The 26,618-nt window shown below is 56.8% G+C and carries 22 protein-coding genes, 3 pseudogenes and 1 riboswitch; of the genes and pseudogenes, 18 read left to right on the top strand and 7 right to left on the bottom strand.

Going from position 1 to position 26,618, the window contains the following annotated elements; all coding sequences use genetic code 11:
- Nucleotides 1-156 precede the first annotated feature (156 nt).
- A pseudogene (gene traT / locus B8P98_RS28775) lies at nt 157-478 on the top strand (complement resistance protein TraT); the annotation flags it as partial.
- A 56-nt stretch (nt 479-534) separates the two neighbouring features.
- On the opposite strand, the gene B8P98_RS28770 reads toward traT (B8P98_RS28775), so the two are convergent.
- Nucleotides 535-1,503: an IS5 family transposase gene (locus B8P98_RS28770; protein WP_015958259.1), complete on the bottom strand. Its 969-nt coding sequence runs from the start codon at nt 1,501-1,503 to the stop codon at nt 535-537.
- 32 nt (nt 1,504-1,535) lie between these two features.
- Between B8P98_RS28770 and traT (B8P98_RS28765) the strand changes: the two are divergent.
- From traT (B8P98_RS28765) to arsH, 13 genes and pseudogenes are all read left to right on the top strand, one after another.
- Nucleotides 1,536-1,952 (top strand): annotated as a pseudogene (traT, locus tag B8P98_RS28765) (complement resistance protein TraT); the annotation flags it as partial.
- 192 nt (nt 1,953-2,144) lie between these two features.
- On the top strand, nt 2,145-2,834 hold the full coding sequence (locus B8P98_RS31330; RefSeq protein ID WP_013023831.1) for a hypothetical protein: 690 nt from the start codon (nt 2,145-2,147) through the stop codon (nt 2,832-2,834).
- A 126-nt stretch (nt 2,835-2,960) separates the two neighbouring features.
- A complete protein-coding gene (gene traD, locus B8P98_RS28755) occupies nt 2,961-5,270 on the top strand; it encodes a type IV conjugative transfer system coupling protein TraD (protein ID WP_023313941.1) in 2,310 nt (769 codons plus the stop codon).
- Nucleotides 5,270-10,528, top strand: a complete 5,259-nt coding sequence (gene traI / locus B8P98_RS28750; RefSeq protein ID WP_095033678.1) for a conjugative transfer relaxase/helicase TraI — start codon at nt 5,270-5,272, stop codon at nt 10,526-10,528. The genes traD and traI overlap by 1 nt, the downstream gene beginning before the upstream one ends.
- Before the next feature lie 89 nt (nt 10,529-10,617).
- A complete protein-coding gene (traX, locus tag B8P98_RS28745) occupies nt 10,618-11,343 on the top strand; it encodes a type-F conjugative transfer system pilin acetylase TraX (RefSeq protein WP_009309882.1) in 726 nt (241 codons plus the stop codon).
- Nucleotides 11,344-11,497: 154 nt separating this feature from the next.
- A complete protein-coding gene (locus B8P98_RS28740) occupies nt 11,498-12,094 on the top strand; it encodes a fertility inhibition protein FinO (protein WP_009309883.1) in 597 nt (198 codons plus the stop codon).
- Between the two features lie 19 nt (nt 12,095-12,113).
- Nucleotides 12,114-12,461, top strand: a complete 348-nt coding sequence (locus B8P98_RS28735) for a DUF6404 family protein (RefSeq protein WP_009309884.1) — start codon at nt 12,114-12,116, stop codon at nt 12,459-12,461.
- A 470-nt stretch (nt 12,462-12,931) separates the two neighbouring features.
- A complete protein-coding gene (locus B8P98_RS28730) occupies nt 12,932-13,576 on the top strand; it encodes a hypothetical protein (RefSeq protein ID WP_009309885.1) in 645 nt (214 codons plus the stop codon).
- Nucleotides 13,577-13,631: 55 nt separating this feature from the next.
- The gene (locus tag B8P98_RS28725; protein ID WP_009309886.1) at nt 13,632-14,282 is read left to right on the top strand and encodes a DUF2726 domain-containing protein; all 651 of its coding nucleotides are present in this window, start codon (nt 13,632-13,634) and stop codon (nt 14,280-14,282) included.
- Nucleotides 14,279-14,590: a hypothetical protein gene (locus B8P98_RS28720; RefSeq protein ID WP_009309887.1), complete on the top strand. Its 312-nt coding sequence runs from the start codon at nt 14,279-14,281 to the stop codon at nt 14,588-14,590. Before B8P98_RS28725 ends, B8P98_RS28720 begins: the two co-directional genes overlap by 4 nt.
- Before the next feature lie 105 nt (nt 14,591-14,695).
- A pseudogene (locus tag B8P98_RS31765) lies at nt 14,696-14,836 on the top strand (phospholipase D family protein); the annotation flags it as partial.
- Nucleotides 14,837-15,086: 250 nt separating this feature from the next.
- Nucleotides 15,087-15,419, top strand: coding sequence for an ArsR/SmtB family transcription factor (locus B8P98_RS28710; protein WP_001549890.1), 333 nt, complete (start codon nt 15,087-15,089; stop codon nt 15,417-15,419).
- A 5-nt stretch (nt 15,420-15,424) separates the two neighbouring features.
- The gene (gene arsH, locus B8P98_RS28705) at nt 15,425-16,138 is read left to right on the top strand and encodes an arsenical resistance protein ArsH (protein WP_025801347.1); all 714 of its coding nucleotides are present in this window, start codon (nt 15,425-15,427) and stop codon (nt 16,136-16,138) included.
- 57 nt (nt 16,139-16,195) lie between these two features.
- On the opposite strand, the gene arsC is transcribed toward arsH, so the two are convergent.
- The 3 genes from arsC to B8P98_RS28690 all read right to left on the bottom strand — a co-directional run bounded on the left by arsC (nt 16,196) and on the right by B8P98_RS28690 (nt 18,406).
- A complete protein-coding gene (gene arsC / locus B8P98_RS28700; protein WP_001549888.1) occupies nt 16,196-16,624 on the bottom strand; it encodes a glutaredoxin-dependent arsenate reductase in 429 nt (142 codons plus the stop codon).
- 49 nt (nt 16,625-16,673) lie between these two features.
- Nucleotides 16,674-17,957: an arsenic transporter gene (locus tag B8P98_RS28695; RefSeq protein ID WP_001549887.1), complete on the bottom strand. Its 1,284-nt coding sequence runs from the start codon at nt 17,955-17,957 to the stop codon at nt 16,674-16,676.
- Between the two features lie 95 nt (nt 17,958-18,052).
- On the bottom strand, nt 18,053-18,406 hold the full coding sequence (locus B8P98_RS28690; protein ID WP_001549886.1) for a metalloregulator ArsR/SmtB family transcription factor: 354 nt from the start codon (nt 18,404-18,406) through the stop codon (nt 18,053-18,055).
- A 483-nt stretch (nt 18,407-18,889) separates the two neighbouring features.
- Between B8P98_RS28690 and B8P98_RS28685 the strand changes: the two genes are divergently transcribed.
- Together B8P98_RS28685 and B8P98_RS28680 are read left to right on the top strand one after the other, a co-directional pair.
- Nucleotides 18,890-20,368, top strand: coding sequence for a SulP family inorganic anion transporter (locus B8P98_RS28685; protein WP_001549885.1), 1,479 nt, complete (start codon nt 18,890-18,892; stop codon nt 20,366-20,368).
- A gap of 18 nt (nt 20,369-20,386) precedes the next feature.
- Nucleotides 20,387-21,214 (top strand): universal stress protein, encoded by an 828-nt coding sequence (locus B8P98_RS28680; RefSeq protein ID WP_004118529.1) that lies wholly within the window; start codon nt 20,387-20,389, stop codon nt 21,212-21,214.
- 71 nt (nt 21,215-21,285) lie between these two features.
- Here the strand turns inward: B8P98_RS28680 and B8P98_RS28675 are convergent, their stop codons facing one another.
- On the bottom strand, nt 21,286-22,482 hold the full coding sequence (locus tag B8P98_RS28675) for an MFS transporter (protein ID WP_001549953.1): 1,197 nt from the start codon (nt 22,480-22,482) through the stop codon (nt 21,286-21,288).
- A gap of 380 nt (nt 22,483-22,862) precedes the next feature.
- A riboswitch (Fluoride riboswitch) is annotated at nt 22,863-22,933 on the top strand.
- A 77-nt stretch (nt 22,934-23,010) separates the two neighbouring features.
- Between B8P98_RS28675 and crcB the strand changes: the two genes are divergently transcribed.
- The gene (crcB, locus tag B8P98_RS28670) at nt 23,011-23,385 is read left to right on the top strand and encodes a fluoride efflux transporter CrcB (protein ID WP_004118534.1); all 375 of its coding nucleotides are present in this window, start codon (nt 23,011-23,013) and stop codon (nt 23,383-23,385) included.
- Between the two features lie 274 nt (nt 23,386-23,659).
- On the top strand, nt 23,660-24,808 hold the full coding sequence (nhaA, locus tag B8P98_RS28665) for a Na+/H+ antiporter NhaA (RefSeq protein WP_011977829.1): 1,149 nt from the start codon (nt 23,660-23,662) through the stop codon (nt 24,806-24,808).
- Between the two features lie 353 nt (nt 24,809-25,161).
- On the opposite strand, the gene B8P98_RS28660 is transcribed toward nhaA, so the two are convergent.
- Both B8P98_RS28660 and B8P98_RS28650 read right to left on the bottom strand, forming a co-directional pair.
- Nucleotides 25,162-25,494, bottom strand: a complete 333-nt coding sequence (locus B8P98_RS28660) for a DMT family transporter (protein ID WP_004118538.1) — start codon at nt 25,492-25,494, stop codon at nt 25,162-25,164.
- A 262-nt stretch (nt 25,495-25,756) separates the two neighbouring features.
- Nucleotides 25,757-26,461, bottom strand: a complete 705-nt coding sequence (locus tag B8P98_RS28650; RefSeq protein ID WP_001067855.1) for an IS6-like element IS26 family transposase — start codon at nt 26,459-26,461, stop codon at nt 25,757-25,759.
- Nucleotides 26,462-26,618 lie beyond the last annotated feature (157 nt).

Genomic DNA, 26,618 nt, shown 5'->3' with positions numbered 1-26,618 from the left:
TTGTTAACAGGCTAAAAGTTTCCTTTGTTATTATTGGTTTCTCAGGCTGTAATTAGTTTTTATATCTCGTTTAAAATTCGTATATAGTGAATGCGCATTCCGAAATGATAAGAGAATGTGTATTCACTCGTATTGATTCTGTCACAAGGATTCAGGATGAAGCTTAATAAAGTCATGGCTGTTATGGTCGTCAGCTCTGCGCTGGTGTTATCTGGATGTAGTGCAATGGGAACCGCCATTAAAAAGAGAAATCTGGGTAAAAACCCAGATGAGCGAAACAATCTGGCTGGAACCTTCAAATAATAAGACGGTTTATCTGCAAATCAAAAATACCTCCGATAAGGATATGAGTGGCCTGCAGGCAAAAATTGCCAGCGCTGTCACTTCAAAGGGATATCAGGTCGTCAGTAACCCCGATACGGCGGGCTACTGGATCCAGGCGAATGTGCTCAAGGCCGATAAAATGGACCTTCGTGAGGGCTTTGTTGAATAAATCAGATTTCGGGTAAGTCTCCCCCGTAGCGGGTTGTGTTTTCAGGCAATACGCATGCTTTCAGGCATACCTGCTTTCGTCATTTTGTTCAGCGCTCGTACCAGGGCCATAGCCTCCGCAACCTGACCATCGTAGTCACGCAGCGTCAGTGAACCTCCGAACAGCTGTTTTACCCGGTACATCGCCGTTTCCGCTATCGAGCGACGGTTGTAGTCTGTTGTCCATTTCCACCGCGCATTACTCCCGGTCAGCCGCTGATTCGCAACAGCACGGTTACGGTCTGCATATTCACCGGGCCAGTAACCCGCGCCTTTTCGGGGCGGGATAAGCGCGCTGATTTTCTTGCGGCGCAGTTCATCGTGACAGAGCCGGGTGTCGTAAGCGCCGTCTGCCGATGCTGCCCTGATTTTTCTGTGAGTCTGCCGGATAAGACCCGGGAAGGCCTCTGAGTCCGTCACATTGTTCAGCGACAGGTCAGCGCAGATGATTTCATGTGTTTTACTGTCAACGGCGAGATGCAGCTTACGCCAGATACGGCGGCGTTCCTGGCCATGCTTTTTGACTTTCCACTCGCCTTCACCAAAGACCTTCAGCCCGGTGGAATCAATCACCAGATGCGCGATTTCACCCCGGGTGAACGTTTTGAAACTGACATTAACCGACTTTGCCCGCTTACTGACACTGGTGTAATCCGGGCAGCGCAACGGAACGTTCATCAGGGCAAAAATGGAATCAATAAAACCCTGCGCAGCCCGCAGGGTCAGCCTGAACACGCGTTTAATGACCAGCACAGTCGTGATGGCAAGGTCAGAATAGCGCTGAGGTCTGCCTCGTGAAGAAGGTGTTGCTGACTCATACCAGGCCTGAATAGCTTCATCATCCAGCCAGAAAGTTATGGAGCCACGGTTGATGAGGGCTTTATTGTAGGTGGGCCAGTTGGTGATTTTGAACTTTTGCTTTGCCACGGAACGGTCTGCGTTGTCGGGAAGATGCGTGATCTGATCCTTCAACTCAGCAAAAGTTCGATTTATTCAACAAAGCCCTTCGTGAGTCTCAGGGCTGGTTAAGCCGGGGTTATGAGGGCGCTGTGACAGGCGCCGCTCTTGGGGCGGGGATTACCGCTTACAACTCCAGTTCCGCGGGAGCAACCCTGGGAGTAGGGCTTGCAGCCGGTCTGGTCGTAATGGCGGCTGACGCGATGGTGGAAGATGTGAACTACACCATGATCACCGATGTACAGATCGCGGAAAGAACCAAAACACAGGTTCAGACTGATAACGTGGCCGTATTACGTCAGGGAACATCCGGAGCAAAAGTGCAGACAAGTACTGAAACGGGTAATCAGCATAAATACCAGACTCGCGTCGTCTCTAACGCGAATAAAGTTAACCTCAAGTTCCCTGAAGCCCAGCCTGTTCTTGAAGACCAGCTGGCAAAATCGATCGCTAATATCCTGTAAACGTTCTATTCCACGGCCCGGGTACTCCGGACCAGACTGGCATCACCTTTCCGGCGTGTCAGAATTCATTCGTCAAATAATCAGTTAATTCTACATCTAAACGGTGAACAGTTGCGCAATTTATTTGTGCATCTGTGAGGCGTTGCCGCCTTCGGCGGAGTCTTTTCGTCTTTATTTGAACAGAGGTTATTTATGACAATATCTGTGCCTGTCAGGTCTCTTGATACACATGAACTGATGCCTGGCGATATTTACCCACATCCTGCAGCGGGGGGAATTGATTCCCTGTCACATCGCGAGGTCTGTTCTCTCTTCAGTGACCACATCATGTATATCTGCAGCGCGTTAGTTATTCTTCTGCTTGTTTTCATCGCAGGTGTCTTTTTCCGAAAAATAATGACGTCTTCCGTGGAGCGTAAGCGAAACACGGCGTCAGTTATTTCCGATGCAAAGCCAGAAGTACAGAGCAAACCGGAATACTTCCATCTTTCCATATGTGTGGAAGGCCCGGCCAGCACGGATGACTCCGCCTTGTCCTCTCTTGCCTCCCGTGTTGTCCGCGAAGCAGAAAATCTGTATATCCCCGGCGTCAATCGCCGCGACAGCGCTGACGACGTGTTTGCCTGGTCCGTGCAGACTCAGTTTCCTTCTGACAGGCTCTTCGGCACACGGATTTTCCCGTCAACCGGCTGGTTTGAACGTCCGGATATGATTAAACATCCGGTGAAATGCTACTGCGTCTGCCTGCAGTACACGACTGAAACATTGCCATCCACACTGTATGCCCTGGTCGATGAGGCCGGACGGCAGGTGGCGAAGTCGTATATTAAAGGCGGGCACTGCCCTGGCTCAGAGGGCTATACCTTCTGCATAACCTCTTAATAGAAGTCAGTATCCGGCCTGGCCATCAATGGATCCGGGCATGACTGTAATCCTGTTTTGTGCCGGTGTATTTCCGCTGATTAATTTGTCCTTCCGACCCTAATACTTTACTGACGGATTAGTGCCATGAGTTTCAATGCCAAAGATATGACGCAGGGCGGTCAGATCGCCAATATGCGCTTTCGCATGTTTGGTCAGATTGCCAATATTATTTTCTACGTGCTGTTTATTTTATTCTGGGTGCTGTGCGGGCTGATGCTGATGTACCGGCTCAGCTGGCAAACCTTTGTGAACGGCTGCGTATACTGGTGGTGTACGACGCTGGGTCCGATGCGCGATATTATTCGTTCCCAGCCGGTATACACCATTCAGTATTACGGCCAGTCGCTGGAATATACCTCAGAACAAATCCTGGCTGATAAATATACTATCTGGTGCGGAGAGCAGCTGTGGACCAGTTTCGTCTTTGCAGCCGTGGTTTCTCTTGTTATCTGTATCGTGACGTTCTTCATCGCCAGCTGGGTGCTGGGCCGCCAGGGGAAACAGCAGAGTGAGGATGAGAATACCGGCGGGCGCCAGCTTTCCGATAAGCCCAAAGAAGTGGCCCGCCAGATGAAGCGTGATGGTATGGCCTCCGATATTAAAATTGGCGATCTGCCTATTCTTAAAAACTCCGAAATCCAGAACTTCTGCCTCCACGGTACCGTAGGCTCCGGTAAATCAGAAGTGATCCGCCGGCTACTGAACTACGTGCGTGCACGTGGCGATATGGCCATCATTTATGATCGCTCCTGTGAGTTCGTCAAAAGCTATTATGACCCGTCACTGGATAAAATCCTCAACCCGCTGGATTCGCGCTGCGCGGCCTGGGATTTGTGGAAAGAGTGCCTGACGCTGCCGGACTTCGACAACATCTCCAACACCCTTATCCCGATGGGTACCAAAGAAGACCCGTTCTGGCAGGGCTCCGGTCGCACTATCTTTGCCGAAGGCGCGTACCTGATGCGTGAAGACAAGGATCGCAGCTACGAGAAGCTGGTCGATACCATGCTGTCCATTAAAATCGACAAGCTGCGCGCCTATCTGCAGAACACGCCGGCAGCGAACCTGGTTGAAGAGAAAATTGAGAAAACGGCCATCTCCATTCGTGCCGTGCTGACCAACTACGTCAAGGCTATTCGCTACCTGCAGGGCATTGAGAAGAACGGCGAGCCGTTCACTATCCGGGACTGGATGCGCGGTGTCCGTGAGGACCGACCCAATGGCTGGCTGTTTATCTCCTCCAACGCTGACACCCATGCTTCCCTGAAGCCGGTTATCTCGATGTGGCTGTCAATTGCTATCCGCGGCCTGCTGGCGATGGGGGAGAACCGTAACCGGCGCGTGTGGATTTTCGCCGACGAGCTCCCCACGCTGCACAAGCTGCCGGACCTGGTCGAAATCCTCCCGGAGGCGCGTAAATTTGGTGGTTGTTATGTGTTCGGTATTCAGTCCTATGCCCAGCTGGAAGATATCTATGGCGTCAAGCCTGCCGCCACGCTCTTTGACGTGATGAACACCCGGGCCTTCTTCCGCTCCCCGAGTAAGGAGATTGCGGAGTTTGCTGCCGGTGAAATTGGTGAGAAGGAAATCCTCAAGGCCAGTGAGCAGTACTCCTACGGTGCTGACCCGGTGCGTGATGGTGTATCGACCGGGAAAGAAAAAGAGCGGGAAACGCTGGTCAGTTACTCCGATATTCAGACGCTGCCTGACCTGTCCTGCTATGTCACGCTGCCCGGGCCGTATCCGGCCGTGAAACTGGCCCTCAAATACAAGCCGCGTCCGAAAATTGCCGAGGGATTTATTCCTCGCACTCTCGATGCGCGGGTGGATGCGCGGCTCAGTGCGTTGCTTGAAGCGCGGGAAGCTGAAGGCAGTCTTGCCAGGGCACTTTTCACGCCGGATGCGCCGGCATCCGGGACCGCTGATACAAACAGTCACGCCGGTGAACAGCCTGAGCCGGTCAGTCAGCCTGCACCAGCAGAAGTGACAGTATCTCCGGCACCGGTAAAAGCGCCGGCGACAACGAAGATGCCGGCAGCGGAACCCTCCGCCAGGACAGCTGAGCCTCCCGTCCTGCGGGTCACGACCGTACCGTTGATCAAACCAAAAGCAGCCGCAGCGGCCGCTGCTGCCGCAACAGCATCCTCTGCCGGTACCCCTGCTGCAGCTGCAGGCGGGACAGAACAGGAGCTGGCGCAGCAGTCCGCAGAGCAGGGGCAGGACATGCTGCCGGCCGGTATGAACAAGGACGGCGTCATCGAGGACATGCAGGCGTATGACGCCTGGGCTGATGAGCAGACACTGCGGGATATGCAGCGGCGTGAGGAAGTCAATATCAACCACAGCCACCGCCACGATGAGCAGGATGATGTCGAGATTGGGGGGAACTTCTGATGCTTAGTTTCAGCCAGGTTAAATCAGCTGGCAGTGCCGGTAATTACTATACGGACAAGGATAATTACTACGTTATCGGGAGTATGGACGAGCGCTGGCAGGGTAAAGGCGCGGAAGCGCTTGGTCTTGAAGGAAAGGTAGACAAGCAGGTCTTCACGGAGCTTCTGCAGGGAAAACTACCTGATGGCAGCGACCTGACCCGGATACAGGATGGCGTGAATAAGCACCGGCCCGGTTACGACCTGACCTTCTCGGCACCGAAAAGTGTATCGATGCTGGCTATGCTGGGCGGCGATAAGCGTCTTATCGATGCTCATAATCGCGCGGTGACAGTAGCTCTTAACCAGGTGGAGTCCCTTGCCTCCACACGGGTAAAGAGAGATGGCGTTTCTGAAACGGTCCTGACCGGGAATCTGATTATTGCCCGCTTTAACCACGATACATCGCGCGCTCAGGACCCACAGATACACACGCACAGCGTGGTTATCAATGCGACACAGAACGGCGATAAATGGCAGACGCTGGCCAGCGATACCGTCGGTAAAACCGGGTTTTCCGAAAACATACTGGCCAACCGCATCGCTTTGGGAAAGATATACCAGAACTCTCTCAGGGCCGATGTTGAGTCTATGGGTTACAAGACAGTGGATGCGGGTAAGAATGGCATGTGGGAGATGGAGGGCGTGCCGGTTGAGTCGTTTTCCACGCGCAGTCAGGAGCTCCGGGAGGCTGCAGGACCCGATGCCTCCCTGAAGTCCCGGGATGTGGCCGCGCTCGATACCCGCAAGTCGAAAGAAGCCATCGATCCGGCAGAGAAGATGGTGGAGTGGATGAACACGCTGAAGGAGACCGGGTTTGACATCCGGGGGTACCGTGAGGCCGCCGATGCGCGAGCCGCAGAGCTGGCACGTGCACCTGCCGCGCCGGTGAACACTGACGGTCCGGATATCACGGATGTGGTGACGAAAGCGATTGCCGGTCTCAGCGACCGCAAGGTGCAGTTCACGTATGCCGACCTGCTGGCACGCACGGTCGGCCAGCTGGAGGCGAAGGACGGTGTGTTTGAGCTGGCCAGAGCCGGTATCGATGCCGCCATTGAACGGGAGCAGCTTATCCCTCTCGATCGCGAGAAAGGCCTGTTCACCTCAAATATCCACGTTCTCGATGAACTCGCCGTCAAAGCCCTGAGTCAGGAGGTGCAGCGCCAGAATCATGTCTCCGTCACGCCCGATGCGTCTGTGGTGCGCCAGGTCCCTTTCAGCGATGCCGTCAGCGTGCTGGCGCAGGATCGCCCGGTCATGGGTATCGTTTCCGGTCAGGGCGGTGCAACCGGCCAGCGGGAGCGGGTGGCCGAGTTAACCCTGATGGCCCGGGAGCAGGGGCGCGACGTCCATATCCTGGCGGCCGATAACCGTTCACGTGATTTTCTCGCCGGGGATGTGCGTCTGGCCGGGGAGACGGTGACCGGTAAATCCGCCCTGCAGGACGGAACGGCGTTTATTCCGGGCGGAACACTCATCGTGGATCAGGCGGAGAAGCTGAGCCTGAAGGAAACGATTTCCCTGCTCGATGGCGCGATGCGCCATAACGTGCAGGTCCTGCTCTCCGACAGCGGGAAGCGCAGCGGGACCGGCAGCGCGCTGACGGTGCTGAAGGACAGCGGCGTGAATACGTATCGCTGGCAGGGTGGCCATCAGACCACCGCCGACATCATCAGTGAACCGGATAAAGGCGCACGCTACAGCCGGCTGGCACAGGAGTTTGCCGTCAGCGTGCGTGAAGGGCAGGAAAGCGTGGCCCAAATCAGCGGGGCGCGTGAACAGAGCGTACTCAACGGCCTTATCCGTGACTCCCTCAGACATGAGGGGGTGCTGGGTGAGAAAGACACGACCATTACAGCCCTGACGCCGGTGTGGCTGGACAGCAAAAGCCGGGGCGTGCGGGATTATTACCGGGAGGGGATGGTGATGGAACGCTGGGATCCGGAGACCCGGACGCACGATCGCTTTGTCATTGACCGGGTGACCGCGAGCAGCAATATGCTGACCCTGAAAGACCGGGACGGGGTCCGTCTGGATCTGAAGGTTTCCGCGGTCGACAGCCAGTGGACGCTGTTCCGGGCAGAGACACTGCCGGTGGCCGAGGGGGAACGTCTGGCGGTGCTCGGGAAGATACCGGACACACGCCTGAAGGGCGGGGAAAGCATCACGGTGATGAAAGTGGAGGACGGGCAACTGACGGTACAGCGTCCGGGGCAGAAAACCACGCAGACCCTGGCCGTGGGCGCGGGCGTGTTTGACGGGATTAAAATCGGCCACGGCTGGGTGGAAAGTCCCGGCAGGTCGGTTAGCGAGACGGCAACGGTCTTTGCGTCGGTGACGCAGCGTGAGCTGGATAACGCCACCCTCAACCAGCTGGCGCAGAGCGGAAGTCATCTCCGTCTGTACTCGGCGCAGGATGCGGCTCGCACGACGGAGAAGCTGTCGCGGCATACCGCCTTCAGCGTGGTCTCAGAGCAGCTGAAGACCCGATCCGGCGAGACGGACCTGGATGCGGCCATTGCGCAGCAGAAGGCCGGACTGCGTACCCCGGCAGAACAGGCCATTCACCTGGCCATCCCGCTGCTTGAAAGTGAGAAACTGACCTTCTCCCGGCCCCAGCTGCTGGCGACAGCGCTGGAAACCGGGGGCGGGAAGGTTCCGATGGCGGACATCGACACGACCATTCAGGCACAAATCAGGTCGGGGCAGTTGCTGAATGTACCGGTGGCGCACGGCCACGGCAATGACCTGCTGATTTCCCGTCAGACCTGGGACGCCGAAAAAAGCATCCTGACCCACGTGCTGGAAGGTAAAGACGCGGTGGCCCCCCTGATGGATCGCGTACCGGCCAGTCTGATGACGGACCTGACCGCCGGACAGCGGGCGGCGACCCGGATGATTCTGGAAAGCACGGACCGGTTCACGGTGGTTCAGGGGTATGCCGGGGTGGGGAAAACCACCCAGTTCCGGGCAGTCATGAGTGCCATCAGTCTGCTGCCGGAAGAGACCCGTCCGCGCGTCATCGGTCTGGCGCCGACGCATCGCGCGGTCGGGGAAATGCAGAGTGCTGGCGTGGATGCGCGCACGACGGCGTCGTTCCTCCACGACACGCAGCTGCTGCAGCGCAATGGCCAGACACCCGATTTCAGCAACACCCTGTTCCTGCTCGACGAGAGCTCAATGGTGGGGCTGGCCGATATGGCAAAAGCCCACTCCCTCATCGTCGCCGGCGGTGGACGGGCGGTGTCCAGTGGGGATAACGACCAGCTGCAGCCCATCGCGCCGGGCCAGCCGTTCAGGCTCATGCAGCAGCGCAGCGCCGCCGACGTTGCCATCATGAAAGAGATTGTGCGCCAGGTGCCTGAGCTGCGACCGGCGGTCTACAGCCTGATTGAGCGGGATGTGCACCGCGCCCTGACCACCATCGAGCAGGTCACGCCGGAGCAGGTGCCGAGAAAAGAAGGCGTCTGGGCGCCGGGCAGTTCTGTGGTGGAATTCACGCCGGCGCAGGAAAAGGCGATACAAAAGGCGCTGAGCGAGGGGGAAACCCTGCCGGCAGGTCAGCCCGCGACGCTCTACGAGGCGCTGGTGAAGGACTATACCGGACGGACCCCGGAGGCACAGTCGCAGACGCTGATTATCACCCATCTGAATAAGGACCGGCGGGCGCTGAACAGTCTGATCCATGACGCACGGCGGGAGAACGGGGAAACCGGCAAAGAGGAAATCACCCTGCCGGTGCTGGTCACGAGCAACATCCGTGACGGTGAACTGCGCAAACTGTCGACCTGGACGGCTCACAAGGAGGCGGTGGCGCTGGTTGATAACGTATACCACCGTATCAGCAAAGTGGATAAGGATAATCAGCTGATCACCCTGACAGACAGTGAAGGAAAGGAGCGATATATCTCTCCCCGTGAAGCCTCTGCTGAAGGTGTGACGCTTTATCGCCAGGAAAAGATCACCGTGTCTCAGGGGGACCGAATGCGCTTCAGCAAAAGTGACCTGGAGCGCGGCTATGTGGCCAACAGTATCTGGGAGGTGCAGTCTGTTTCGGGTGACAGTGTCACGCTGTCTGATGGCAAAACCACCCGCACGCTGACCCCGAAGGCGGATCAGGCGCAGCAGCATATCGACCTCGCCTACGCCATCACCGCCCACGGCGCCCAGGGGGCCAGCGAACCGTATGCCATCGCGCTGGAAGGGGTGGCCGGTGGTCGGGAACAGATGGCCAGCTTTGAGTCTGCCTATGTCGCTTTATCCCGCATGAAACAGCATGTGCAGGTTTACACCGACAGCCGTGAGGGCTGGATAAAGGCCATCAAGCATTCACCTGAGAAAGCGACGGCGCACGATATTCTGGAACCCCGTAACGACCGGGCGGTGAAAAGCGCCGATCTGCTGTTCGGGCGGGCAAGGCCACTGGATGAAACCGCCGCTGGCCGGGCAGCCCTGCAGCAGTCCGGTCTGGCACAGGGAAATTCACCGGGAAAATTCATTTCCCCGGGGAAAAAGTACCCTCAGCCGCATGTGGCGCTGCCGGCATTCGATAAGAACGGGAAAGCCGCCGGTATCTGGCTCAGCCCGCTGACCGACAGGGACGGACGGCTGGAGGCCATCGGCGGAGAGGGACGGATTATGGGCAATGATGCCGCCCGGTTCGTGGCGCTGCAGAACAGCCGCAATGGTGAAAGCCTGCTGGCCGGGAATATGGGGGAGGGGGTCAGAATGGCCCGCGACAATCCCGATACCGGGGTGGTGGTGCGGCTGGCCGGTGATGACCGCCCCTGGAACCCCGGGGCCATCACCGGCGGGCGGGTATGGGCTGATCCGGCGCCGGTGGGTCCGGTACCGCAGGCCGGGGCTGACATTATCCTCCCGCCAGAGGTACTGGCGCAGCGGGCGGCAGAAGAGCAGCAGCGCCGGGAAATGGAAAAACAGGCGGAACAGACTGCCCGGGAAGTGGCCGGGGAGGCGCGTAAAGCCGGTGAGCCGGCGGACCGGGTGAAAGAGGTTATCGGGGATGTCATCCGCGGACTGGAGCGTGACCGGCCGGGCCCGGAGAAAACGACGCTACCGGATGATCCTCAGTTCCGGCGCCAGGAGGCGGCGATTCAGCAGGTGGCCTCAGAAAGTCTGCAGCGTGAGCGTCTGCAGGCTGTGGAGCGGGACATGGTGCGCGACCTGAACCGCGAGAAAACCCTCGGGGGTGACTGACGCGCCTGCGGCTTGTCTGCCCCGGCAGGGCCTCCGGTTAACACCGGACCCCCTGCCGGGGCGCGGTAAAAAGAGAGAAGGATACAGAGATGACAGCACACACAATCGGTTTCAGAGCCGCTGACCGCTGGCTGCAGGCATTACTGACCTGGACACCGGGTCAGACGGATATGATTAAAACGGTGGCCCTGGTCCTGATGGTCACCGACCATGCCGGGTTACTGCTGGCACACAATAACGAGATAATGCGGCTTCTGGGACGGGGCTGTTTTCCGCTGTTTGGTCTGGCATGGGGAATGAATCTGGCCCGGCACGCGGAAATACGCCAGTCGCAGCTGAACAGCCTGTGGGGCTGGGCGCTGGTTGCCCAGGTGTCGTTTATGCTCATCGGGTACCCGTGGTATACCGGGAATATTCTGTTTGCCTTTGCCGTCACGGGCCAGGTCCTGCGGTGGGTCAGCCAGCCGTCCTGGTATTACACCCTCCCGGCGGTCGGACTGCTGGTCGCCTGGATACCCCTGTCAACCGGCAGCTACGGCATGGCCGGAGTGGGCATGCTCACCGCCAGCTGGCTACTTTGTCGCGCACAGCATGCACCGGAACGGCTGGGATACGGGGTGCTGTGGGCCCTCATGGTGTTGCTGATGAATATGCATAACGTGAGTGAATCGGCGGCCGGGCTGGCGATTGCGCTGCTGACGCTGATCGTGTGTTCATCTGCCGGAGAACGTGTGAAACGCTTCTGGCCGCGGCATTTCTTTGTGATGTTCTATGCAGTGCACCTGGCGGTACTGGGTATTGTCATCTCGATGTAAAAAAAAACCGGACACAGGTCCGGGGGAGGGCACATTGCCCGTAAACGTGACAAGGGGATATCATCGTTGTGTCCACTGCATTGTGAGGTGAAACGATGATACCGTTAGCGTATCGTATACCTCAGACCTGTAGCTTTTATTGATATGGCCCCTTATGAGTGAAGAAAAACGCCCTGTACTGAGCCTGAAACGAAAACCGGCGGAGAACAGTACGGCACCCGCGGAGGCGACACCTGTCCCTGGTGTGGTGCGCCGTAAGAAGGTCGTGGTGGTTTCGTCCCCGCCGGCCTGGAAGGCAAAGAAAGAGAAACTTGAGAAGGTTAAACAAGCGGCAGAAGCCGCCGCGCGTAACGCGGCGCCGGCGCCGGTTAAAGCGGTAAAGACGCCACCTCAGGTGCGTTATCTTCGCCTGCTGCCGCCGGAACAGGCCATCATGACCCTGAAGGCGTTCTGGCCACAGCTGTTCGACGGGAACTCCCCCCGTCTGCTGGCAACAGGCATGCGCGAACAGCTGTTTGCCGACATTGTGAACCGTGACCTGCCGCTGTCGCATAAACAGGTGATTAAGTGCCTGAAGAGTCTGACCCGGTCTGCGGGCTATCTGTCCCGGATGAAGGTGGGGGCCTCCCGCTATGATCTGCAGGGGAATGCCGTCGCGACCGTCGCTGCAGAGGAAGCGCAGTACGCCAGCGAGCGCATGATGAAAGAACTCCTGCGAACTGAGCGTATGCGGAGCCAGTCAGCTGGCTGAATACAATCGAGGAGAGGAAATGGATTTTGAAGCGCGGAAACAAAAGGCGCTGGCGATAATGGCCAGCCGTAAGATGTGGAAAAGCAATTATGCACCGCTTCTGATACGACTGTTGTGGCGGCTGGGGATAAACATTCCCCCGCTGCCGTTTGCTCCGCTCTGGCAGGTTTTTGTCGTAATGACAGGCTATTTCTCCCTTGGATATGGGCTGTGGATGTACTGGACGGTGTGGCGGGCCCAGGGGATGCCTCTCCTGTTCGCCTGCGAAGTCAGTCTTATCGCGGGCGTGTTATTTGGCCTGACGATGGCACTTTTTCATCTGTGGCGGCGAAAGGTGAATAAATTACCTGACTGGAAAGATCTGTAATGAAATAAATATAAGCTGTCAGGTTGTGAATATTCCTGGCCTGACAGACCCCTCGTTTTCTTAAAAATATTTACCCTGTATGGTGTGGTTATTATACGTGACTACGTCCGTTCTGGTATTACTCCTGTCCGGAAGGGACTGTTGTGTTTATTATTGTCGTATATAGTCAGAACAAATATATTCAAACGAAAGAGAGGTAAAGGGTGAAAGGCATTGTGGCTGAGGCATGTGTGTTGCCCGGGTATGGGCAGACGCGAAGAATGACAAGCCATTCGGTGCCGTGAATGGCTGCTTCGGGACTGCCACGTCCCGGGGTGATGAGACGCTTATAAGTGCTCAATTTTCAATTTAAGTCATCCACTGTCAGTATTTAACTGATTTCAATATTTTATTACATCACGACGTGCGATATATGAAATGCACAGGCTTTCATATCGTGCGTAAATCATCAAATAAAAAGGAATGATACTATGTTTAAATATTTTATTCTGCGCAAACAGCAGCAGCTGTTCTGTTATTTCTGCGGTATCGTGCTAGCGATGGTTCTTATGCTCCTGTTCCCTTCCGTTTTTCGGGGGAATGGGTTTTATCTGCTTTTATCGTCTGTTGCGCCGTTCTGGGCAGGCCTTGCCCTATATACCCGTCACATCGACCGGATGAGAAAGCCAGAGGTCTCACCGCTGGTCAGTATTCGCGACGGTATTCAGGTGGTGGCCGAGGTGCCGCGCCATGAAAAGGCCCGGCTGGAATGGGAAATCCTCCGGGATGATGAGGTGTTTCGCCAGCAAAGGTGGGAGCTTACAGGCCTGACCGGACGGGTTATCAGCCGGGGGCTGTTGTATACGCCGGCGGTGATGCTGGTCGGTATCGGTATTCTCGCCTGGGGTTCCCCACAGGATGCCATCCGCCTGATTAATGCTCTTCGTAATATGCCTGCTGCGGAACTGGTGCACCAGATTGGTTTTGTCCTGTGCCTCGTCCTGCAGATTAGCGTCATATCAGTTCTGATCGCTGATGTTGTAGCCGGGAGAGGACTGCCGAATGTATTTCGCCGCGCGTTGCTCGACAGGCTGCCGGCAGAGTTCTGCCTTATCAGAAGAGGGACAGAAAGATGAGGACGACGACAGGAAAACGCATCGGGAAAGAAAGGAACATCAGGGAATAAAATACATGGCAAAGATATTAATGATGGCGGGCAGTACCGTTGTTGTGCTGAGTTTGCTGGGGTTTCTGGTGCTGCTTCTGAAAGGACGCGCAGTAACGAAGACTTCCCCGGTTCTGATGTCACTGAAAGCCCTGGGTATTCGCCCCTCAGAGGCTGAGCAACGGTTGTGTCGCCAGCGGGTCTGGGTGGGTAATGACACACTGATGACGCCACGGGAACAACATTTTTTCCGGGCATTACTGAGGCATACCAGCCGAAAGCGCTGGCTGTTGTGTCCTCAGGTCCGGGTGGCAGATATTGCCACACTCTCTCCCCATATCCGGCCACGATCCCGGACCTGGTGGCAACTCTTCCGGATGGCATCACAGTGGCACTGCGATGTGGTCATCGTTGACATCCATACCTTCGCTATCATCGGCGCAGTTGAACTGGATGATGCCTCACACCAGAAAAAACACCGTATCCGGCGCGATATTCTGCTGGAAGAGGTTCTGAGGCAGGCCGGTATTCCACTACTACGCGATCGGGATTCAGAGAGGCTGGTAAGAAGGGTCAGAGAGTTTCTGAAATACCGCGGAGCCGATGCTGCCGAAAAATCCATAACCGGTATGAATTCAACGACAGAGCATACTGAACGCAAGGAGAAAGAAAAATGATTATCGCCGCCGAAGTGAAACGTGATGAACAGGGGTACTGGACACATCCTGTGCTGGCACGCAGTGGTTGTGAAACTTCCGCAGAATTAAGCTACTGGCTCAGAACTCATAAACTTCAGTGCTTTGTGATGACAATGCGCGATGAAGCGCCTGAAGCCTTTGCTGCCGGATTTACGGATGAAGCCCCGGATGCCCGTGGCTGGATACCGGAACCGCCGAATGATGATGATGGCTGGTTCCTGGGCTCTGTCCACGATACCGGCGACGGACCCGTCTGCTACTGGTTTCGGCATACCACAAAATCCTGACGCCTCCGCATGGCGTCGTTGTCCAACCCCGGGAACGGGGAAAAGCCAGTTTCCCCCGTTCCCGGCGTTTCTTAAAACACCCGTTAAGGAAATACTGTGAAAAAAATTAACCGTACACTCCGCAGATGTTGTCTGTCGGGGCTTATTAGTCTGACTTTGTTTGCACCTGTTCCGGCCGTGTATGCCGCCAGCATCGAGACGGGATATTCACCGGAAGGAACGGCTCTGCAGCGGGGTCTGAGGTCCAACCATGCGAAAAACCACGTTAAGAAAGCAACCTTCTGAAAAGGCGACGTTTATCAGTTTTTTTTCCGGCCATAAAGGGGGCGGAAATTATTCCCTGCACGGGTATTCGCAAGGATTTCGGTAGTGCTCTGGCTCTGCCCCCCATAACCTGGCGGACAGAGCATGATTGGGAAAGCGGTACCCTCACGGCAGAAACGATTGACGCAGGCTATATTTCTATTATTCTGGAAATATAGATAAAGGAGGTATTATGGATTTAAACACTGCTGCAAACGCACTTCGAGAACTGGGCCACCCGACACGTCTCAGCATATACCGGGAGCTGGTCAGGGCGGGTCATGAAGGCCTGCCGGTTGGCGAACTGCAGAAGCACCTTGAGATTCCTGCCTCCACGCTCAGCCATCATCTTTCAGCGCTGATATCCGCTGGACTCATAAGCCAGGAACGGCAGAGTCGTACCCTGTTCTGCAGGCCCTGCTATGCGCAGCTTGAGCAATTGATGGCCTTTCTGACAGAAGAATGCTGCGCAGGCGGCAGCTGCAGTCTGTCACCCGCAAAGACTCCCGAAGAGACCCCATTGTGAACAACCTGACTGATGCCCTGAAAAATATCGATCCGGCCCTCCTGGACGCGCCGCTGACGGAAGATAAGCTGAAGGCCAGAGAGATAACGCATCCGCCCCGCATCCTGATGCTCTACGGCTCGCTGCGGGCGCGCTCTTACAGCCGGCTGACAACGGAAGAAGGTGCCCGGCTGCTGACGGCCATGGGCGCGGAGGTGAAAATTTTCAACCCGTCCGGCCTGCCACTGCCCGATGATGCGCCGGAGACGCACCCGAAAGTGGCTGAGCTGCGGGAGCTGGTTCTCTGGTCGGAAGGCATGGTCTGGTGCTCTCCGGAGCGTCACGGGGCCATGACCGGCATCATGAAGGCCCAGATTGACTGGATACCGCTGACGTCAGGCGCGGTCCGCCCGTCACAGGGAAAAACCCTGGCCGTCATGCAGGTCAGCGGCGGCTCACAGTCGTTCAACGCTGTAAATCAGATGCGTATTCTTGGACGCTGGATGCGGATGATCACCATCCCGAATCAGTCATCCGTGGCAAAAGCCTGGGCCGAGTTTGATGAGGATGGCCGCATGAAGCCTTCTTCGTATTATGACCGCATAGTGGACGTCATGGAGGAACTGATGAAGTTCACCCTGCTGACGCGCGGTCGCAGTGATTATCTCACCGACCGCTACAGCGAAAGGAAAGAGAGTGCCGCGCAGCTTTCTGAGCGGGTCAACCAGCGCAGCATATAAAAAAGCCGGCAGATGCCGGCTTTTTCCACACTGTTATGCCCGCAGCCTGGTAAAAAATCAGTGGCTGACGCGGTTCCCGTGCTCATCAATGACGGCTTCGCCGTCCTCTTTGGTAAACGCGCCCTGCTGCGGGTCCGGCAGTATGTCCAGAACCACTTCGGAGGGACGGCACAGCTTCGTGCCGAGCGGTGTCACTACCACCGGGCGATTAATGAGGATCGGATGAGCCAGCATGGCATCGAGCAGTTCGTCATTGCTGAAGCGGTCTTCTGCCAGGCCGAGCTGTTCGTACGGTTCGGTATTTTTGCGCAGCAGGTCGCGCACGCCGATGCCCATATCCGCAATCAGCTTCTTCAGCTCATCGCGTGACGGCGGCGTTTCCAGATACAGAATAACCGTGGGTTCGGCGCCGCTGTTACGGATAAGCGCCAGGGTATTGCGGGATGTCCCGCAGGCCGGGTTGTGGTAAATGGTAATGTCAGTCATAAGCGGTACTCCGTAAAGGGGCTGCACGGGCGCAGCCCCGGGGTTAAAGTTAAACAGACAGGCGCAGGGCCAGCGCGGCCAGCGTGACAAAAAGCACCGGCAGGGTCATCACGATGCCCACGCGGAAGTAATAGCCCCAGCTGATGGTGATGTTTTTCTGTGCCAGCACGTGCAGCCACAGCAGGGTTGCGAGGCTGCCGATAGGGGTTATTTTCGGGCCGAGGTCACAGCCGATGACGTTGGCGTAAATCATCGCCTGCTTCACCACGCCCTGTGCGCTACTACCGTCAATCGACAACGCGCCAACCAGCACGGTGGGCATGTTGTTCATGACGGACGAGAGTGCCGCCGTCAGGAAGCCGGTGCCGAGCGTTGCGCCCCATACGCCGTGCTCTGCAAACCGGTTCAGGGCGGCGGAAAGGTAATCAGTCAGTCCGGCGTTACGCAGTCCGTATACCACCAGATACATGCCCAGCGAAAAGATAACGATCTGCCAGGGCGCGCCTTTCAGCACCCTGCCGGCGTCAATCACGTGTCCTTTGCGGGCAACCAGCCAGAGAATAAACGCCGCCACCGCCGCCACCAGGCTGACCGGCACGCCGAGCGGCTCCAGAGCAAAAAAGCCAACCAGCAGAAGAACCAAAACCACCCAGCCAGCCTTAAAGGTTCGTGCATCCCGGATGGCTTCCCGCGGTGCCTTCAGCTTCGCCAGGTCATAGGTGACCGGGATGTCCCTGCGGAAAAAGAGATGAAGCATCACCAGCGTGGCCGCAATGGAGGCAATGTTCACCGGCACCATGACGGATGCGTACTCGCTGAAGCCCAGCGTAAAGAAGTCAGCCGTTACGATGTTCACCAGGTTCGATACGATGAGCGGCAGGCTGGAGGTGTCAGCGATAAAGCCCGCTGCCATCACAAACGCCAGCGTGGAGCCGGGAGTGAATCCCAGCGCCAGCAGCATGGCAATAACGATCGGCGTCAGAATTAGCGCGGCTCCGTCATTGGCAAACAGCGCCGCCACTGCGGCACCCAGCAGAACGATATACGTGAACAGCAGCCGGCCCCTGCCGCCTCCCCAGCGGGAAACGTGCAGCGCGGCCCACTCAAAAAAGCCGGACTCATCGAGCAGCAGGCTGATAATGATGACCGCAATGAACGTGCCCGTGGCGTTCCAGACAATCTGCCAGACCACCGGAATATCACCGATGTGCACCACGCCGGTCAGCAGCGCCAGCGCCGCACCGATGACGGCACTCCAGCCAATGCTCAGCCCCTTCGGCTGCCAGATGACCAGTACCAGCGTCAGGATGAAAATCGCACCTGCCAGAAACATACCCGCTCCTATTGAATACAAATGCCTGTTAAACCGGACTGATAAATTTTCGATGCGTAATATATTCGATAATCCAGATATATACCGGTAAATTTTTAAATGCAGACAGGCTTGCCGTTGGTGGTGGCGTTATCGCGTTCAGCCTGCCGGCTGAGCTGGCGGATATCATCCCGCTGGCAGAGATAAGCCTGTTCGATAACCGCCGCTGCCCACGCCGGCATATGAGGCGACAGACGATAGTGGATCCATTTTCCGTCCCGCCGGTCGGTAAGCAGCCCGTTTTCTCTCAGCAGAGCCAGATGCCGTGAGATTTTGGGCTGAGTTTCTTTCAGCACGGACGTAAGTTCACAGACGCAGAGCTCCCCTTTTTCGCGTAGCAGCAGCACGAGGCTGAGTCGGGTTTCGTCGGAAAGGCTTTTAAAAAGCTGCAGGGGGGACACGGGTGGCATGGTGACTCCTTATTGTGACTGACCTGAGTGTACCTGTGAAACTTTCTCCGTCAAATTTATATTCACTTAATCATATGTATGTGCGAACGCCGGACGAGCCTGAGCATGCAGAAGGACTTTCCGTCCGGATGCGCCTGACCGGCATTCCATGAACAGCGTTTTTGCCCTGCGCGTTGACCCCGTTAACAATTCGTGTAGAGTAAAAAGCGCTTTTTGCCGTGGTTCATCTGCCCGGCGGGCATTTGTGGCCGGTACTGAACGTCTGTTCATCCGGTCTTTCTGATTACCCGCGCTGCTCTGTCAGCCGTGAAGGAGTGATAAACACCACCATGCGTCTTACGCCACCCTGAGTCGTACCCCTCCTCTGTCGCACTGAATAAACTTCGGCGCGCACTCAAAAACATCCCGTCTGCGGATGTGCTTTTTCGTACGTAAAATTTTTGCCCTCACGGGCTGACCGTAATCAAAAACTGAGAAATGACTATGCTGCTGTCCTCGACGCGTAAGGACTGGCTGGGTAACGTCCGTGGTGACGTCCTTGCCGGTATTGTGGTCGCGCTCGCGCTTATTCCCGAAGCGATCGCCTTTTCCATCATCGCCGGAGTCGACCCGCAGGTCGGGCTCTACTCTGCGTTCTGTATTCCCCTGGTTATGGCCTTCCTCGGCGGCCGTCCGGCAATGATATCGTCCGCCACCGGTGCGATGGCGCTGCTGCTGATCACGCTTGTAAAAGACCACGGCCTGCAGTATCTGCTGGCGGCCTCGGCGCTGACCGGCGTACTGCAGCTGGCGGCCGGCTACCTGAAGCTGGGCAGCCTGATGCGCTACGTCTCCCGCTCGGTGGTCACCGGTTTCGTGAACGCGCTGGCCATCCTGATATTTATGGCGCAGCTGCCGGAGCTGACCAACGTCACCTGGCACGTTTATGCCCTGACCGCTGCGGGCCTGGGCATCATTTATCTCTTCCCGTATCTGAACAAAACCATTCCCTCGCCGCTGGTCTGCATCATCGTGCTGACCGCCATTTCCATGTGGCTGCACCTGGACGTGCGCACCGTGGGTGACATGGGCAAACTGCCGGACAGCCTGCCGGTGTTTCTGATCCCGGATATCCCGCTTAACCTCGACACGCTGATGATTATTCTGCCGTACTCGGCAGGACTTGCCGTGGTGGGGCTGCTGGAGTCGATGATGACCGCCACCATCGTGGACGACATGACCGACACGCCGAGCGATAAAAACCGCGAGTGCAAGGCGCAGGGCGTGGCCAACATCTGCACCTCCTTTATCGGCGGCATGGCGGGCTGCGCGATGATTGGCCAGTCGGTGATCAACGTCAAATCGGGCGGGCGCGGGCGGCTTTCCACGCTCACCGCCGGCGTGGTGCTGCTGCTGATGGTGGTGTTCCTGCGCGACTGGGTGTCCCGGATACCCATGGCGGCTCTGGTGGCGGTGATGATCATGGTCTCCATCGGCACCTTCTCCTGGCGCTCCATCAGCAACCTGCGCAGCCATCCGCTGTCAACCAGCGTGGTGATGCTGGCCACCGTGGTGGTGGTGGTGGCGACCGATAACCTGGCGTTTGGCGTGCTCACCGGCGTGCTGATTGCCTCGCTGAACTTCGCCACCAAGGTCGCCCGCTTTATGGCGGTCTCCTCTGAGCTGAAGGACGACACCCGCACCTATACCGTAGCCGGCCAGGTATTCTTTGCCTCATCCGATCGCTTTATGAGCCACTTCGACTTCCGTGAAGCGGTGGAGCGCGTGGTGATTGACGTAACGCACGCCCACTTCTGGGATATCACCTCCGTGAGCGCGCTGGACCGGGTGGTTATCAAGTTCCGTCGCGAAGGCACGGAAGTGGAGATCAAGGGTATGAATGACGCGACCCGCACCCTCGTTGACCGCTTCGGAGTGCATGACAAGCCTGAAGAAGTGGAAAAGCTGATGGGTGGCCATTAATTTACTGGAGAAAGCATCATGAATAACACCGTTATTGCCTGCGTTGACGGCTCGCCGTCAACCCGGCCGGTCTGTGAGTATGCTGCCTGGGCAGCCGGTAAACTTGGCGCGCCGCTGGCGCTGCTGCACGTGCTCGAAAAGAGTGAGACTCCCGCCGTGTCTGACCTGACCGGGAGCATTGGTATTGACAGCCGGGAGCAGCTGACCGAAGCGCTGGTCCGCGTCGAGGGTGAGCGCAGCCGGCTGCTGATGGCGCAGGGCAAGGCCGTGCTGGCCGGCTGTGCGGAGCTCCTGAAGCAGACCGGACAGCCGGACGCACAGCTGCTGCAAAAGCACGGCGCACTGGACGAAATCCTGGCGGAGCTGGGCGAAGTCCGGCTGATGGTGCTGGGGCGCCGCGGGACGCAGAATCAGGTAGGCAGCCATCTGGAAAGCGTCATTCGCCTGCAGAAAAACCCGGTGCTGATTGTGCCGGAGACGTTTACGCCGCCGGCGCGGGTGATGTTTGCGTACGACGGCAGCAGTGAGAGCCGTAAAAACCTGACGCGCCTGACGGTCAGCCCGCTGCTGCACGGCCTGAGCTGTCATATCGTGATGGTCAACGGTGACATGTCAGCCCTGCAGGATGCGCAGGCTGTTCTTCAGGAAGCCGGTATCACGACCGAGACACGCCTGCTGGAAGACGAGTCCGTAACCGGGGCGCTGTGCCGCTACGCGGACGCCCATGATATCGACCTCACGGTAATGGGGGCCTGCGGGCACTCCCGGTTACGGCGATTCTTTATTGGCAGCCACACCACGGAAATGCTGTCTGAAAGCCGTCAGCCCCTGCTGATGCTGCGATGAAACAGGCGGGCCTGATATCAGGCCCGCCTTCACAGGGGAAAGAGGATGACGGGTATGAAGGTAAAGGCGCGTTATTGCGGCGCATCCGTCCTGATACCGGTGGCCAGCAGGCTGGCGCCAAGAATGTAGACCAGGCAGAACAGGGCCTGAAGATGCAGGGTGACATGGTTATCTATCAGCACGCCCATGATTACCGGGGATGCCCCGCTGGCAATCACCGTCCCTGCCTCAACCGCCGAGCGCACCCTGGCCAGCTGCGCCGGACCAAACAGCTGTACCCAGAGCGCGGTGGCAAGCGTTGAGGCAATGGCCGACGATACGCCGGTCATAATCAGGTAAAAAGGCGTCACCCACTGACCGTTGCTGAGCCATAGCGCCAGCATGGCCAGGGCCTGTGGCATCAGAAACCACGGCAGCAGCCTGCGTGGTGAGAGCCGGTCAATCAGCGGGCCAAACGACAGCAGCGATACCGCCTGGGTAATGGCATAGGCAATAAACCATACCGCCACCCACGACAGCTCCCAGCCTTTCTCCTGTGCCAGCCTCGCCTGGTGGAAGAAGAAGCCGGTGGTGATAAAGGGGGAGGCCAGCACGACAGGCAGCGCCAGCAGCAGGTTGCGGTTTCGCCATACCGGCGCCTCTTTTTCTTTCTCCTCACCCCGCTTTCTGAACGTACGCAGCGGCTTCTCTTTCCCGCGGGGCAAAAACATCAGCGCGACCCCCACGCCGGCAACAAGCATTCCGGCATTGATGCCCCAGGCAGCGCGCCATCCCGTCAGCGCGCTTATCTGCACCGCAATCACAGGAAAAACGGCCTGCGCCAGCGAGAGCCCCAGCGCGATGGCGCCGAGCGCCTTGCCTGCATCAAGGGGGAACTGGCGCGCCGTTGCGGTCAGCGCAGTATGCACCATCAGTCCCTGGCCGCCGAGGCGCAGAAAGTAAAACCCGATGCACAGCATCCACGCCGCCTGTGCGCCGGAAACCAGCAGGCAGGCCGTGAGCAGCAAAAGGGTGACCGCCAGCGTGAAGCGGCGGGTCGTGGTGTAGTCAATCAGCCGTCCGGCCCAGGTCAGCGTGATGGCGCTCATCACCGTTCCGATTGCGTACAGGCCGCCCAGTCCGCCGTCGGTGAGCCCAAAGGCCTCACGAAAATCCTGCCCGTAAAGTGAGACAAAATAGGTCTGTCCAAAGCTGGACATGGCCATCAGCATCGCACCGAACGTAAGGTGAGAGGCGTGATGAAACATAAACCGAAAAAGCTGACGCATGAATATCCCTGAAGGCGGGCTGCAGCCCGCCGATTAATCACGACGTGTCCGTACCGGCTGCTGCGGACACGGCGCCTGCGTCCCTGAAGCAGGTACACGCGGGTTCACCGTGAAAGGTGGCAGTCCCGTAACGGATATGAGAGAACGGTACCCGGCGCGGACTGGCTGTCGCGGCAGGCTCTCTGATAAAGGACGGGCGAAGAGAAACTCAGGGTGGCGTAATGTGCATGACTCACAGTCAGATATAAAATGCTGCCGAAACGATAATTTTTAATGCTCTTCAGGTCAAGCCTGAAAACGGGCTCCTCATGCCCGCCGCAGGGGGAGTCGCACAAAAACAGTGGATAGCCGCTTGATTAACGCCCGTGACCGGGCCAGAATTGCGGCGAGGTGATGGCGTTCCACCTTACCCAACCGCTTCCCCTGAGAAGCTGATGACGCCTGATATTACTCCCCTTTAACCGGGAGTATGTCAGGCCGCCCCGTATCATCAGCCTGCATACTCCCTCTGACACAGAGGTAAACCCCGTGAAATCTTATCTGGCCATTATCATTGGTGGATCCGCTGGCTGCCTGATCCGCTGGCTGCTTGGCGCACGCCTGAACAGCCTGTTTCCTGACCTGCCACCGGGCACGCTGGTAGTGAACCTTGCGGGCGGATTTATCATTGGTGCGTCGCTGGCCTGGTTCATGCGCCATCCTGACCTGGATCCGGCCTGGCGATTACTTGTTATCACCGGGCTGTGCGGTGGGCTGACCACGTTTTCCACGTTTTCCCTGGAAATATTCTCACAGCTGCAGTCCGGTAATTATTTCTGGGCGTTTACTTCACTGCTGGTACACGTAACCGGCTCCATTCTGATGACTGCCCTGGGTTTTTTTGTCGTCACATGGCTGCTGTGAGCGTGTGGCTGATGACGGATAAAAATGCCCCTGCCTGCGGCAGCTTTACAGGGCTTTACCTCTTCCGCCTGAAGCGGGCCGGACGTTATGATAAAATTAACGTCACGCTAATTCGTTAATTTATCAGCAATTAATTATCGTATTTTTTATATCTTCAGCGTAGCTCAGCCGGCTTATCCTCTGATAACCAGCGGTTGTATATCAGGGGAAGGCCTGTTTTTTTTGAATAAAGGGAGGGAGTGTGTCAGAAATCCCAGACAGAAATAAAAAGAGGATGTCAGAAGTGCCATCTGCATTTTTCAGCTCGCCCGCAGCCGGCGGCATCGTGCTCATCATCGCCTCAGCAGCCGCTATCATCGTGGCTAACTCTCCGCTCAGGGAGGGATATGAGGTATTCCTGAAATACAACGCCGCCGGCCTCTCCGTTGAGCACTGGATAAACGACGCCCTGATGGCCGTGTTCTTCATGATGGTCGGCCTGGAAATCAAGCGCGAGCTTCTCACCGGTCAGCTTGCCACCTGGGGCCAGCGCGCGCTGCCGGGATTTGCCGCGCTGGGCGGGATGGCCGTGCCTGCGGCCATTTACGTATGGTTTAATGCGGGCAGCGATGAAACCCTCGCTGGCTGGGCAATTCCTGCCGCCACGGACATTGCCTTTGCGCTCGGGGTACTGGCACTGCTGGGCAGTCGCGTACCTGCCTCGCTGAAAATTTTCCTGTCGGCGCTGGCTATTCTGGACGACATGGGCGCAGTGGCTATTATTGCGCTCTTCTATACCAGTAATATTTCGTTTCTGATGCTGGCCGGTGCGGCGGTCACGGTTGCTCTGCTGTTTATCATGAACCGTGCCGGGATTACCCGGCTGTTTCCCTATCTGCTGGCGGGGGGCGTGCTGTGGTTTTTCATGCTTCAGTCCGGGGTGCACGCCACCATCGCGGGTATCCTGCTGGCGCTCTTTATCCCGCTGCGGGTAACCGATCCGGATAAACAATCCCCTCTTGCCCGGCTGGAGCACGGCATCAATCCGTGGGTGACGTTTCTGATACTGCCGCTGTTTGGCTTCGCAAATGCGGGGGTCGCGCTCTCCGGTATGACGGCTGATGACCTGATGTCGCCGGTACCGGTCGGCGTTGCGCTGGGCCTGTTTGTTGGCAAGCAGGCGGGCATTTTCGGCCTGTCGCTGCTGGCCGTCAGCCTGGGCCTGGCAAAACGGCCTGAAAAAAGTACCTGGCTGCAGGTTTACGGCGTATCGGTCCTGTGCGGAATAGGGTTTACCATGAGCCTGTTTATCGGCAACCTGGCGTTTGCAGAAAGCCCCCTGTTGGTGGACGAGGTCAAGGTGGGGGTACTTGCCGGCTCTGTACTGGCAGCACTGGCGGGTATGCTGATACTGCGCTTTTCTCCTTCGCATCCTTCCCGGTAACGCATTCGGGTCCGGAAAATCCCCGTGATGACGGGGATTTTTATTTCCCTGCAAACTTATTAATCAACAGGGCCACCTTCATTACCGTCGGCATTTATTCAGGTGCTTATCATCACACTGGTGCCCGCATTTATAGTTTGCCGAAAAAATTCGCACCGTTAATCATGCAGGTACAAACAAAAAGCAGTCTTTTTGTCAATCATGGCAACTTTTCCTGGCCGCCCCCGGTTATGTCGGTTCTCTCGCCTGTTATTAATGTAGCGGGTAATGTCCCATTTCAAAAAGGGGAAAGGGAGAGGCATGCTGATGTCTAAAATCAGAATGCCCCCGGAGTTCTGTTTATGGATGAGAACCTACAGCTGCTTGTGTCCTGCCAGAATTTTCAGGCCAATGATACCCGCCAGAATCAGTCCGAAACAGGCAATGCGTAACAGGCCCTTATCTTCATTTAAGTAAATTATTCCGTACGCTGCTGTCCCTAAAGCACCAATCCCGACCCAGACCGCATAAGCGGTTCCTACAGGAATAGTCCGTGTTGCCAGGGACAAAAAGTACATGCTCACACCGATAAATGTCAGGCAAAAAATACTGGGGTAGATCCGGGTAAATCCCTCAGTCCGGAGCATTGACGCGGCATAAAAGACTTCGGCTATGCCGGCAATCACCAGATACATCCATCCATTCATAAAACTCCTTTAACGGCTCATCAAAACCAGCAATATTGTGGGCAATGTTAACTCTGTTTTTAAGCAGGGGATCATCAGCATCAACCGCGAAACCCTTTCCGGCACAGGAAAAAATCGCTGCCTGCGTCGGGTTAACTGCCTGGGCCCAGTTTTTTTAACCTGAAATAGGTGGCCCTGGATATGCCGGTTTTCTCCATCACCAGTTTAATGGGCACTGTTGCAAAGTTAGCGATGAGGCAGCCTTTTGTCTTATTCAAAGGCCTTACATTTCAAAAACTCTGCTTACCAGGCGCATTTCGCCCAGGGGATCACCATAATAAAATGCTGAGGCCTGGCCTTTGCGTAGTGCACGCATCACCTCAATACCTTTGATGGTGGCGTAAGCCGTCTTCATGGATTTAAATCCCAGCGTGGCGCCGATTATCCGTTTCAGTTTGCCATGATCGCATTCAATCACGTTGTTCCGGTACTTAATCTGTCGGTGTTCAACGTCAGACGGGCACCGGCCTTCGCGTTTGAGCAGAGCAAGCGCGCGACCATAGGCGGGCGCTTTATCCGTGTTGATGAATCGCGGGATCTGCCACTTCTTCACGTTGTTGAGGATTTTACCCAGAAACCGGTATGCAGCTTTGCTGTTACGACGGGAGGAGAGATAAAAATCGACAGTGCGGCCCCGGCTGTCGACGGCCCGGTACAGATACGCCCAGCGGCCATTGACCTTCACGTAGGTTTCATCCATGTGCCACGGGCAAAGATCGGAAGGGTTACGCCAGTACCAGCGCAGCCGTTTTTCCATTTCAGGCGCATAACGCTGAACCCAGCGGTAAATCGTGGAGTGATCGACATTCACTCCGCGTTCAGCCAGCATCTCCTGCAGCTCACGGTAACTGATGCCGTATTTGCAGTACCAGCGTACGGCCCACAGAATGATGTCACGCTGAAAATGCCGGCCTTTGAATGGGTTCATGTGCAGCTCCATCAGCAAAAGGGGATGATAAGTTTATCACCACCGACTATTTGCAACAGTGCCACAGAAAATTACCTGAACTGCGTCAACTCGGAGTCTGGCCGCGTGCGCGTGGAAGCAAAGCGGGCGAGCGAAGAATACGGGCGAGTGCTGCGGC

It is taken from the genome of Klebsiella quasivariicola, from assembly GCF_002269255.1.
In the GTDB taxonomy this organism is placed as follows: Bacteria; Pseudomonadota; Gammaproteobacteria; order Enterobacterales; family Enterobacteriaceae; genus Klebsiella; species Klebsiella quasivariicola.
This window is presented reverse-complemented; position numbering and strand designations above follow the sequence as displayed.